The sequence below is a fragment of the Sporosarcina sp. P33 genome (genome assembly GCF_002077155.1).
Taxonomy (GTDB): Bacteria; Bacillota; Bacilli; order Bacillales_A; family Planococcaceae; genus Sporosarcina.
Window position 1 is genome coordinate 2,550,197 of sequence record NZ_CP015027.1, and the last position, 12,133, is coordinate 2,562,329.

The window sequence follows — 12,133 nt, forward strand, 5'->3', positions numbered from 1 at the left end:
CCCGATCACATTTCATCGGGTTCTTTTCATGCTTATAATCTTCTGTAGCTGTTAAATTTAGATTTCCAATAAGGGTTGTTCAGGCTGACAACTTCCGCTTTTTTACCGCCAGCATGTACGAATTTATTATTGCCCACATAGATTCCTACGTGAGAAATGCCTTTGCGGTATGTGTTGTGGAAGAACACCAGATCACCAGGCCGAGGGGACTTAACTTTAGATGATTGTTTAAATTGGCCGGTCGTCGTTCTTGCAACAGATTTCCCATTTTTCTTGAATGAATACTGGATAAATCCGCTGCAGTCAAAGCCTCTTGTCGTTGTGCCGCCAAAGCGGTAAGGAATTCCGCGCAGCTTCATTGCAGTTTTTACCACACCAGATCCTCCGCCTTTTACTGGTGCTGCGGCTGCTACGGCTTTACCTGTAGATCTTTTTAGCAGTGTGCTCAGTACATATCCTTTTTTGCCGTTAATCTTTACTTTATACCACAACTGTTTGCCCGCGCGCTTTTGATGTGTAAGTTGAACACGAGTCCCTTTTTTTAGCGTGAAAACTTTTCTATGTTTTGTTCCCGCATCTGCACGAACGTTTGTATTGTAAACTGTTATGTATGTGCCGCTTTTCGCTGTAGCTTTACTTGCAGCATCAGCAGTGCCTCCGGTGAAGCCCATAAACATGGCTGATGCCATCAAAATTGAACACAAAAACTTCTTCATGTATGACTCTCCTCCAAAATATTGTATCTCTCTCTAGCTGCAAGATACATACTACACGACAAACAGAGGGCCAAACATTACGTTCATATTAAGAAGGGGTTACAGGAAGTGCTGTTTGTAAAGAGATTGTAACAATGTAAAACCAGCTCCCAATAAGTAAAGGGGGAGCTGGTATAGTCGCTGATTAATGCCTCGCAGAAGAAGGGGGTTCATCATCAGTTATGGAATCGGATAGTACCGGATCTTCTGTTGCGGACGTAATGTCGTCCGATGCAACAGTCTCCGCCTGATTGGCTGAAGTCCGCATTTCTGGATGTGCAGAATTTTGCAATGGTTCATATCCTCCATAAGAAGGTTCCATGTCTTCTGCGTTCTTTGCTTTTGAAACGGTATCGTCGATCAAGGGATCAGCCGTCCGTCTGGGATCAGAAACAGGTTTAGATGCGCTTGGAGACAGGCCGTCTGTATAAAAAGGTTCATCTTTTGAGTACACACTGAATGCCCAGCCTTCATCTACGTACAGCAGCATACCGCCATGCTGAACTTCCTCGTAATAACGGTCCACCTGTATCGTATCCATCCCTACGCCGTACATCATTTGCTTGACGTGATTTTCTCCGGTGAGAAATCCAATGAACCGGTCCGTCCATGTGTCGTAAGCAGAATGCACATCTGCAGCGGTACGGCTGCGCAGCATGGCTACATCCGTTTCGTTTTTAGCAATTACATAAATATTATCATCAAGATAGCCGGTTTCTTTCAGTTCTTCTATCTTGTCCAGAAGGTCAGCATCATTATAATATACGCCAATAAATGTCTTGTTGTTGATTTCGTCCATTTGTTTAGCCTCCTTCTATGCGGTTGGTATACTTACCATACCCATTTACTAGGATGCAAAAACCTGCAGGCGCCAGAGAAGAGGGAAGAAGTTTCAGCAGGGGCACTTGCTTTTCACGCATGGGAAACTTAGATAATAAAAAACCGTCGACCCATCCAATTTCAGAATAGGTCAACGGTTCGGCAATCGTCAGCTGAATCAGTTTCGTATAGGCACTATTTGTTCCCCGATTTTGTTTCCCGCTTTGTCATACGCTATGAAAACAGCGTTGCCGCGCAGCAGGAAGTCTTCGAGTTCATAGGATTTCTTATTCAGCTGATAAATACCTTGTCCTCTATGTGTCAGTTCATAGTCCAAGTGACCGTCAGTCGAGGAGAAGCGGACAATTACTTTGCTGACCGGTCCGCAGCCCGGCATTAGCTCAGTCGACATTCGGACATCTTGGTCTGATCGCACGACAGAAGGAGATTCAAAAATGGCTCCACTGAGCGGACAAGCCGGTATCGGAATTCCACAGTTGATCTCCTGGAGAATCGACTGATAAACCGAGGTTAATTCGATATTTTCTTTAATAAAGAAATATTCACCGCCTGTCCTGGCGGCAATTTCTTTCAGCAGCCCGGTGTCCAGGCTCTTCCCGAGACCGATAGTATAGATTTTAATGCCGCGTCTAACGGCATTATCTACTTCGCCCAAAATCGATGCTTTATCGGATTTGCCGTCAGTCAGTAAAATCAGTGTCTGTGGCTGATCTGGTGTAAATTTACTAATAGCTACTTTTAGACCGCTGGCAATATTTGTGCCGCCGCGTTGTATTACTTTATTAACAGATTCCGCAGTTGGGACAGGCGTATCTTTTTTCAAGAACATACCGCTTGTCGTAAAGTGCGCAGCGATATTTACATCTGCCTGCAACGTTTCGATAAATTCCTGTGTTTTAGTTACCCGTAAACGGTCATGGTCATTGCGCAGCATGCTGCCTGATGAATCAATCAGAAAGCCAATTTCCGGCCGTTCATTCGTGCATGTATTGTCTGCGGTGATCGGCGGTGCATAGGAAACAGGGATGCTGAAGCTTTTATCTGCTATGGAACGAACCGCATCATCAGTCACCGGTGATTCAGCAATAGCCGTTGCGGTTATCTCGTTCTTCATCCATACAGTCGGTGTTAAGAAAGAGACGGTGGCTGTGCCATTGATAAATCGTGGAGAATAGCTTGAGAATGGCAAGCTGTATAGAGTTTCCAAATTCAGATAGCCGTTAAATTCCGTAATCGTTGCCCCGCCTGGGCGGGCCATAGTGGCGGTCAAAGTTGTGAAGCCCGTCGATGTATTTTCATACAGATCTAACTGTATTTCTGCCCTCGGAACATACGTGATGTGTGCAGTGGCGGAAGGAAGCGGGCAAGCGCCGGCTTTGCTCACCGGTGTCACTGTAATCGTATCGACTCTCTCATTCATCATACGCGGAGCAACTACTTTCACAGTGACTTCAGGACCGTCTGAAATTACGTGCTGCTTTTCTGCTCCCGAAATAGCGGCCACTTTGGCAGCAGCAGACAGTGCTTCTGCCTGACCGGCTTCCGCGAATTCTCGGTCAGGATCTTCGTTCTGCGCTGGCGGTTCAGGCGCTGAAGGCCTTTCGGGTTCAGGCTTGGATTCAGGCGGAATGTTTGGTTTTCCAAAATCCTGTGGTTCACCCGTTCGGTCAGCTGTCACAATCCGTGCGCCTTCCTTGGAAACAGCCGTGAATTCGAGTTCCTGGTCATATGGAATAAGTTTTCCGCTGCAATCACGGAACGTAAACGTGATAAATGTTTCATCTTTGCCGTTTGCAGTCAGCACGGGTTTTTCTATATCTACGGCTACATTGTCCGCAGGTTTTTCAGCTTCAGTCCCGGAGAGGGGAGGCTGGTTAGGACGCTGAAATTCTATTTCGCCGTCATCCGCAAATTTTGGCGGCTTGGTGTACTGTGCATTATCTTTGCCGGTTGCTTTAGCGGAAAGACCCAGAATCGTACGTCCTTGCTTTACTGCCATTTGATATAAAATATCTGCTGTTTCAGCACGGGTCAGATCTGCTTTTGGTCTAAAATCCGCGTAATCGTTTTTCCCGGTTATACCGGCTGCGAGATCATGGGTATAGAGATAATAGACTGCTTCCTGAACATATAAATCTTTTCCATGAAACGCAGCAAAAATCTTTGCAGCATGGGCCCGTTCTACGGCTGAATCCCTTGCAAAACGGCTGTTAATTCCATGCAGAGGGAGGTGATGTTTGCCTAAGTAACGATAGTTGCCCATCGACTTATGTTCGCCTTTTTTTGCCGGAAAAGAATTCGGAGAGCTGCGGTCAAATCGTACGAGCATGGCCACGAGCTGTGATTCGGTAATTGCCTGATCAGGTTTAAACGTGCCGTTTGGATAACCGGATGTTAACCCTTCATCGTAAGCCCATTGAATGGCATCTTTCGCCCAGTACCGGTCAGGCACATCAGTAAAAGGACTTTTTGCTGAAACTTGCAGCGGCAAGAGTGCACTTAACAGAAACAGCAGTCCCCATATATACGTTTTCCGTACTTTCATATAGAAGCCCCTCCTTTCTTATACACTCTCTCATTGGAAAAATATATCGTCACGATAATTCTGTTTCAGATCATTCTCCAGAAAATCCAAGAAGCGTGATGTAAGCAACGCTGCCTGCGCTCTTGTCAATTGCTGCTGCGGATTGAATTGATTGTGCTCATTACCTTTTACCAGCCCGATTTCAGTTGCCACGTATACACTGTCTTTCGCCCATGCAGATATTTTACGGTCATCAGCGTATTGCGTTTTGTAACCAGGGCTTGGTGCGCGGCCTTCCATGCCAAGGGCGCGAACGAGTATTGCGACTGCCTGTACACGTGTAACCGGATTATCCGGTTTAAATAAATCAGGAGTCACTCCCGTAATAATCCCTTTTTCTACCGCGCTTTCAAGATACATATAGTTTGAATCCTTCGTCGATAAATCCGTAAACACCGGCACTCTCGGGACTTTGCTCTTCTTTGGCTGCTCCAGAACCCGAAGATCTACGGCTTTTAAAATACCGACTGTATATTGATAGCGATTCATCGGAGTATTAGGTGAGAAGAACTGGGAGTTCTCATCGAAAATTCCTAGTGAATAGAGTTTTTCAATCGAATCTTTCGCCTGATGGCGGTCCAGGTCACGGAACTTCGGAACGATGAGCCGCTCAACTTTCGGCAGATTTTTCTTCTGCAGCTCCGCTTTCCCTTTACCGGCGCCATATGGAATGTTGTACGTATATTCACTAACCATATCTGACGAACTGATAACGGAATGTCCGCCTGTGAAGCTGGATAGGGAAGGATCAAATGGTTCATACATCATGACACGTGATTTACTGTCGGATGCTTTGCTTGTAATGAAAGCAGACCCTTTAGGTGTAACGATTTCAGAATCTATCAACTGTGTCTCAGTAGCGCCCCAGAAATTTTTATAGCCCATATTGCGCCCGTTCAGATGCACAGTAATGATGTCTTGTTTTTTTGGAGTATCATATTCGTATTTATACGTTTTACGCCCAACCATATTGCCTGAATAAAAACTGGAAGCGGGCAGATTATCAGAAACGATTCCTTCAGAATATTGGTAATCGACAAGTGTATAAGTATCTTTGCCGAAAGTTACTTTCTCGGAATAGCTCTTCACCTCAAATTGGGAAGTAGTTTGACTTTTCCCTTCGTGTTCATTGACAGTTGCCGCATAGTTCACGCTTCTTGTCAGGCGGTCTCCCTGATTGCTGGTCAGCGTGAAACGATACGTGCGAGTTAGTGTGTTTTTATTCTCTTTTTCCGTCACAACGGCTTTTCCTGAAAAGGTGACAGGATGGCCTGTCAGGAAAAATACTTCAGTGTATTCATACTCATTCATCACACCGCCGTGCACATCAATCGGACTTGCCGCAGCAGGTGCAGCTTGTAAAGAAAAAGCGGTTAGAAAAATAGAGAATAAGATCCAATTACGCAGTTTCATGAAAAATTTCAATATATACACCTTCTTTTAGGCAGTGAGAAATACGCTTCTCACTGCCTGATTTTAATCTGCTATAATAATTCTTCCTTTAAGTACGTTCTCAGCAACAATGAATAATCTGTCGTTAATTTCTAATTCGTCTGCCTGAATAACAGCGCCATCTTTAATGAAGGTAGTTTGCCTGATATCCATACCGGTCACGGCTCCCTGATCAGCCCATGCGCCATCCATCCATCTGCTGACATTACGCACGTCCATAGTGGCAGGGGATATTTTGTGTAAGCGTCCAACTAATGTGACTGCGGCGGGCTTTTTCCCGTGGACTAGATGGACGGCTGCAATTTGATCATCCGCTGCATAGAAGTAACCGTACCGCTCCATTTTGAAGCGCATATCCATTTGAGGAATAAAGGTAATGTAGTCAGCTGTAAAATCTTCAACAGCATACGTTTCATTATGGAAATTCAAGTCAACTTCACGTTTGGAAGACCAAACGTTATTCGTTAGTTCGGACACATCTGACAGCCGCAGCTGATAGCCCAGAACACCGGAAATCTTGCCGAAGTATATCGAGTGATCAGATAAATTCGGGCTGTCTAATCCATCATTACTAATATGTATGATGTTTGCGTACTGGGTTTTAATCGGACCGGAAGCCGCGACAAAAGCGGTTCCGTATGCACCTAATGCTTCAGGTGATACAAGTCGTCCGTTGCGAATAAGGATTGATCCGTCATGATAGCGGAATCGTTGTGAATCCATTAAGCTGATTTCTTTTGTTTTCCCATTAAAACTTTTCAGCGGCTCGTAAAAGGTGCGTTCTGCATTCTTTTGGATAATGATCCGTTCAACTTGCTCCTTGCCGTTTTTAGAAACCGTTGCGAGATAGACTTTCAGATTTGCATATTTTCGCAACTGATTATGGGGAACTGGCTTATTCTCGAAATAAATGGGCGTCTTGGATGAATAATAATAACTGGACGTGCTCTTCAGGTTATTTTCATACCAGTGCCAATTTAAAAATTTTGTTTCATCGCGTACGATGATTTTGCGGTTGATGGGATCGATTTGATGGAGTGTTCCTTTGTACAAACCTGCAACTTGTACACCGGGTTCCAAAATCTCGGCCATTGTAATGTAGTTCGAGTCGTATGCGGAAAACTTAATCTTCACACGATCTCCTTCATATAAAGAACTGCTCGTTGTCAGCTTCCCTTTTTTTAAAAATTGTGTTCCCTTTTGAAAATAGACATTTTTTGTACGTCCGTCATCCAGTGTGATTGTCAGTCCTTTTCGGTTTCTGTCTAAATATGTGACTGTTCCGCTGTACACTTTAGCGTTAGGCTCAATAACAGCCCCTGCTGTATCAGTTTTTCCGTGAAGCGTTTGTAAGTAGCCCTTCGCAACATCCGCTTCAACTTTCATGCCGGGCTTAAAGGCATCAATTTTGACAGCAATCGTATCCATTGATAATTGTGTGTACTTATCAATGGAGCAGGTGACAGTATTGCCAGAGTCTTTTTTTATCGTGACACTGCGTAATTCCTTCTTCACAGTGTCCTTATCTGCTTCCACTTCCACATAATTCGCTTTGACAAATGTGCCGGTTATTCGTTCGCTTGCCTCTGCGCGGGTGACCGTACTGAAAAGGCATCCAATCAAAATCACCAAACACCACGTACAGATGGCAAGCCATTGTTTATTCACTGTGTATTCCACCTCCGAAAATAGTAGTATCAACTATATATCGGCGGCTTACTTAAAAAATGAAGAAAAAAGACTCATATCGGAAATTAGTCTTTTAGCTATATAACTAACTAAGATGCATAGTCTGTTATCGAAATCTTTGTCAGCGTTTTACATATATGATAGGATACGCAATATAGTTAACAACAGAAAGGGCCGGTTTATCATGAAAAAAAGACACATATTGGCACCGCTGAGTTTATCACTTCTATTATTGGGAGCATGTAACGCGGATACTGAAAAAGAAGCAGATAAAGAACAAACCGAACCAGCTGAAAATGAAGTCAGAGAACCTGTAGATAAATCTGACACAACGACTAATAATGATGAGCTGAAGGAAGAGTTCGATAAAGAGGAAGGCGTATCTGAAGCGAGTCTGATCATTACAGAGGATGCGGGGGGCTTCGTCTTGCTGGACTTTGAAGTATCGGCGGACATGGAAAAAGAAGAAGCTGAAAAAATCGTTAAGCGTTTCAGCGAGCGACTTGAAAAAGAGTATCCTGAGCATAGTATTGATATTCAAGCCCGTAAAAGTGGAGAAACATTCGTACAGGAAACAAAAGAAGCGAAGTAATTATATTAGTGCATGCTGTCCTTTCAGAGGGCAGCATTTTTCATTCATAAACCCATACGGCAATTTGTCGGAGAAGAATGAATACGATATACTATTAATGACCTATAAATAGAGAGTGGGAACTTTATTGGGAAAAAAAACAGCGATTATACACTCAGCGATAGAAGTGTTTAAAGAGCAGGGAATTGAAAAAACAAAAATCTCGGACATCGTTAAGCGAGCAGGGATAGCACAGGGGACATTTTATTTATACTTTCCATCGAAGCTGTCGCTCATGCCGGCCATTGCGGAAGTTATGGTGGCGAAAACGATGGAAATAGTCAAGCGTACCGTAGATGATCACGCACCATATCCGAAGCAGTTCGAACAGATGGTGGACGCAATATACGAAGTAAATAAAGAATATTACGAAATATTGGCGGTTATTTATTCTGGCCTTGCTTCTACTGAACATATTCGGGAGTGGGAATCCGTCTATGCGCCTTTTTACGAATGGGTCAGTGAAAAGCTGGAAGCAGCAAAAGAAGAAGGAGCCATTCGTCAGTCCGTCAAACCTGACCGCACAGCAAAACTTCTTATCGGTCTGATTGAATCAACAGCGGAGCAAGTATTTCTTTACGCCCAGCATGATGAAAGTGAAGCGGATCGGCAGAAAGAAGAAGTGCTTGAATTTTTGTCCTATGCGCTGCAATTTACGGATCCAGTGAGCTAACATAGCTAAATGTTAGCTTTTATGATAAAATGAATGACAGTCAGTCAAAGTTATGGCTATAGAAATGAATTAGGAGCGGATAGTATGAATAAAGCGTGGCTATATGTTGCATTAACCAGCTTTTTCGAGTTAGTTTGGATTTTTGGTTTCAATACAGCGAGTCAATGGTGGCATTGGGTGTTCATCGTTGGTTTTATACTAGTAGATTTTCATTACCTGACAAAAGCTTGTGAAAGTCTTCCGACGGGCACTGTCTACGCAATATTTGCAGGTATCGGAACAATCGGCACTTCCTTAATGGATGTCATGTTCTTCGGGGAACATATCAGTTTAGGAAAAGTCTTTTTCATCATCATCCTCGTTTTAGGGGTTGCAGGATTAAAAGCCGCAGATGGGATAGATGAAAAGAAAGCGCTGAAAGGAGTGAAGGATAATGGGGTGGATACTGGTCTTCTTGGCGGCTCTAAGTGAGTTTATCGGAGTCATTGGATTAAAGAAGTTCAGTGACAACAAAACATTGGCAAGCGGTGTATTGTATTACGGGGGATTTGCTGCCGCTTTCTGCTTCCTCTACAATTCCTTCAAGTTCTTGCAAGTGAGTACCGCTTATGCAGTCTGGATCGGTGTAGGTACAGCAGGCGCGGTTATCATCAATATGCTGTTCTTTGGTGAATCAAAAAGCGTCGGCAGAATATTCAGCCTGGCTTTGATCGTCATCGGCGTGGTAGGACTCAAAGCGTTATCATAATAACTAATCCTTCTATATATAGAAGGAAAACAGATTACAAAATAAAAAATGGACATGCCCTCTGACTGAAGGCATGTCCATTTTATTGTATCCGAAAGATCAGCTACTGAGTTTTATCGATTCCAAGGCACGTTTCTGTATCTCACGTTCTAGCATTTGGATAAACTCATGGCTTAAACGGAGCTTTTGAGCTTGCTGGTATGAATAGAGCAACAATTGATCCGATAAATGCAACACAGTAGGACAGCCTCCTTTTGGATGAATAATGTAATCAGTCTGCGACCTCTCTCTAGCTGTTATCTAATACAATACCAGGAGAACGCAAAAAGAACAAGCGTTCGAGATATCCACAATGCCAGTGGGTAAGCTGTGGGCAATTTGTGAATTGTTTACAAAAAGCGATACAATACGCGGTGTATAATGTGTACAGAGTTATAAACAGAAATGAAAATGTCGAAAGTTGTCGAAAGATTCTTATCATAAAGGCAGTTCGGCAACATATATTTGAATGTTGCTGTTACATAATTTGCCCGTAAGCAGTAAAGATTAAGCGACGAAAAATGAATGAATAGGCGGGAGGGGCTGGCGACAGGAAAGAGCTGGCGGAAATTCTCTATGGGGCAATCCAAAAGAAGACGTTCTGATTTCAGGCAGCAAAACGGGAAAGAACTTTGGCTTGGACGAGTTATATAATGAAGAAGACAAATAAAATCCAAAAAAATATGTTAGATTTCGATATGCAATATATCGCGCTATACTGCATTTGTAAGCGTATTCAGTGGTTTTAAATTAGTCACAATTGACGAAAAACTTTTAAAATACAGTTGACCTTTATTCGTATACGAGATATGATAACAACAATCTAGTTCATAGCTGTGAAACTTTTCACTGGCTGTTCAGAATATTCAACTGAATGCAATTGATTTAATTAGCAATTGATTCGTTCAATTAGTTTAGGAGAGATTGCAAATGAGAAGTGACATGATTAAAAAAGGAATCGATCGTGCACCGCACCGTAGTTTACTATATGCAGCTGGTGTTAAAACGAAAGATATGAACAAACCATTTATTGGAGTGTGTAACTCCTATATAGATATTATTCCGGGACATATGCACCTGAATAAGTTCGCGGAAGTGGTCAAGGAAGCGATTTGGGAAGCAGGCGGCGTACCTTTCGAGTTCAACACGATTGGTGTCGATGACGGAATTGCAATGGGCCACATCGGCATGCGTTATTCACTGCCAAGCCGGGAACTGATTGCTGACTCGGCAGAAACCGTTATTAACGCACACTGGTTTGACGGAGTCTTCTATATACCGAACTGTGACAAAATCACACCGGGTATGCTGATGGCGGCAGTTCGTACAAACGTACCTTCAGTCTTTGTATCAGGCGGACCGATGGAAGCAGGGGTTTCCGAAACGGGAGAAGTACTCTCATTAACATCTGTCTTTGAAGGTGTCGGAGCGTATAAGAGCGGGAACATGACAGCGGAGGCATTGCTGGACATTGAACAGAATGCCTGCCCATCATGCGGATCGTGTTCAGGAATGTTCACTGCGAACTCCATGAACTCTCTGATGGAAATGCTCGGCATGGCACTTCCGGGAAATGCGACAATTCTCGCAACATCCGATGAGCGTCACAAGCTGATCAAAGATGCAGTAAAGCACTTGATGAACTGCATCGAAAAAGATATTAAGCCGCGGGATATCATTACAAAAGAAACAATCGATGATGCATTCGCACTTGATATGGCTATGGGCGGTTCGACTAACACAGTCCTTCATACGCTGGCCATCGCACACGAAGCAGAAATTGATTACAATATTGAAGATGTCAACGAAGTGGCAAAACGTGTGCCTTATCTGTCCAAGATCATGCCGGCTTCCGATTATTCTATGCATGATGTACATTTAGCCGGCGGTGTAAGCGCAATTGTCAATGAATTGTGTAAAATTGACGGTGCCATCCATAAAGATAGAATGACGATCACAGGCAAGACGATAGCAGAAGATGTAGCAGGACATGAAATTACAAATACCGACGTAATTCGCACAAAAGATGATCCATACAGTCCGGTAGGCGGCTTGTCTATTCTATTTGGAAATATTGCACCTGATGGTTCCGTCATTAAAGTTGGAGCGGTTGATCCGTCAATCAAAGACTTTAGAGGCGAAGCAATTGTATTTGAATCACAGGAAGAAGCACAGGAAAACATTGATAATGGAACCGTCCAGGCAGGTCATGTAGTCGTAATCCGATATGAAGGACCTAAAGGCGGGCCTGGTATGCCGGAAATGCTTGCACCAACATCTGCTATTATGGGCAGAGGGCTAGGTAAAGAAGTTGCGTTAATTACCGACGGACGTTTCTCTGGTGCTTCACGGGGCATCTCGATCGGGCACATCTCACCTGAAGCTGCAGACGGCGGACCGATTGCACTGGTTGAGAATGGAGATATTATCGAAATCGACCTGACGAACCGGACGATTGAATTATTAGTTTCAGATGAAGTACTTGCAGAAAGACGCCATGCGCTGAAACCTTTTGAACCAAAAATTAAAAAAGGATATCTTGGCAGATATTCAAAATTAGTTACTTCAGCCAGTACAGGCGGAGTCATGAAAATTTAATATACAAAACGTTGATGAGGTTAAAGCAGACAGAAACTTGTATTCACAGAGAGCCGGTAGCGCTGGAAGCCGGCAGTACAACTGTTTGCGACATCCCCTCGGAGTGGACTGCTAAAAGGTATAC

Annotated in this window: 11 protein-coding genes; 5 read left to right on the forward strand and 6 right to left on the reverse strand. The window is 43.6% G+C overall.

What is annotated here, in order from left to right:
- Positions 1–32: 32 nt before the first annotated feature.
- The 5 genes from SporoP33_RS12520 to SporoP33_RS12540 all read right to left on the reverse strand — a co-directional run bounded on the left by SporoP33_RS12520 (position 33) and on the right by SporoP33_RS12540 (position 7,299).
- On the reverse strand, positions 33–716 hold the full coding sequence (locus SporoP33_RS12520) for a C40 family peptidase (RefSeq protein WP_081244023.1): 684 nt from the start codon (positions 714–716) through the stop codon (positions 33–35).
- Between the two features lie 184 nt (positions 717–900).
- Positions 901–1,554: a YflT domain-containing protein gene (locus tag SporoP33_RS12525; protein WP_081244024.1), complete on the reverse strand. Its 654-nt coding sequence runs from the start codon at positions 1,552–1,554 to the stop codon at positions 901–903.
- A gap of 198 nt (positions 1,555–1,752) precedes the next feature.
- Positions 1,753–4,140, reverse strand: a complete 2,388-nt coding sequence (locus tag SporoP33_RS12530) for an S-layer homology domain-containing protein (protein WP_081244025.1) — start codon at positions 4,138–4,140, stop codon at positions 1,753–1,755.
- A 30-nt stretch (positions 4,141–4,170) separates the two neighbouring features.
- Complete coding sequence (locus tag SporoP33_RS12535; protein WP_081244026.1) at positions 4,171–5,604, reverse strand: S-layer homology domain-containing protein; 1,434 nt, start codon at positions 5,602–5,604, stop codon at positions 4,171–4,173.
- A 51-nt stretch (positions 5,605–5,655) separates the two neighbouring features.
- Positions 5,656–7,299, reverse strand: coding sequence for a hypothetical protein (locus tag SporoP33_RS12540; protein ID WP_081244027.1), 1,644 nt, complete (start codon positions 7,297–7,299; stop codon positions 5,656–5,658).
- Between the two features lie 205 nt (positions 7,300–7,504).
- On the opposite strand from SporoP33_RS12540, the gene SporoP33_RS12545 reads away from it, so the two are divergent.
- From SporoP33_RS12545 to SporoP33_RS12560, 4 genes are all read left to right on the forward strand, one after another.
- Positions 7,505–7,912 carry a cation transporter dimerization domain-containing protein gene (locus SporoP33_RS12545; protein WP_081244028.1) on the forward strand — a complete coding sequence of 136 codons (408 nt, stop codon included), beginning with the start codon at positions 7,505–7,507 and terminating at the stop codon, positions 7,910–7,912.
- Between the two features lie 127 nt (positions 7,913–8,039).
- Positions 8,040–8,624, forward strand: coding sequence for a TetR/AcrR family transcriptional regulator (locus SporoP33_RS12550; RefSeq protein ID WP_081244029.1), 585 nt, complete (start codon positions 8,040–8,042; stop codon positions 8,622–8,624).
- Positions 8,625–8,708: 84 nt separating this feature from the next.
- The gene (locus SporoP33_RS12555) at positions 8,709–9,095 is read left to right on the forward strand and encodes a DMT family transporter (protein WP_081244030.1); all 387 of its coding nucleotides are present in this window, start codon (positions 8,709–8,711) and stop codon (positions 9,093–9,095) included.
- Complete coding sequence (locus tag SporoP33_RS12560) at positions 9,058–9,372, forward strand: DMT family transporter (protein ID WP_081244031.1); 315 nt, start codon at positions 9,058–9,060, stop codon at positions 9,370–9,372. Before SporoP33_RS12555 ends, SporoP33_RS12560 begins: the two co-directional genes overlap by 38 nt.
- 99 nt (positions 9,373–9,471) lie before the next feature.
- Here the strand turns inward: SporoP33_RS12560 and sda are convergent, their stop codons facing one another.
- A complete protein-coding gene (gene sda / locus SporoP33_RS12565; RefSeq protein ID WP_081244032.1) occupies positions 9,472–9,609 on the reverse strand; it encodes a sporulation histidine kinase inhibitor Sda in 138 nt (45 codons plus the stop codon).
- A gap of 732 nt (positions 9,610–10,341) precedes the next feature.
- On the opposite strand from sda, the gene ilvD reads away from it, so the two are divergent.
- Positions 10,342–12,009, forward strand: coding sequence for a dihydroxy-acid dehydratase (gene ilvD, locus SporoP33_RS12570; protein WP_081244033.1), 1,668 nt, complete (start codon positions 10,342–10,344; stop codon positions 12,007–12,009).
- Positions 12,010–12,133: the final 124 nt, after the last annotated feature.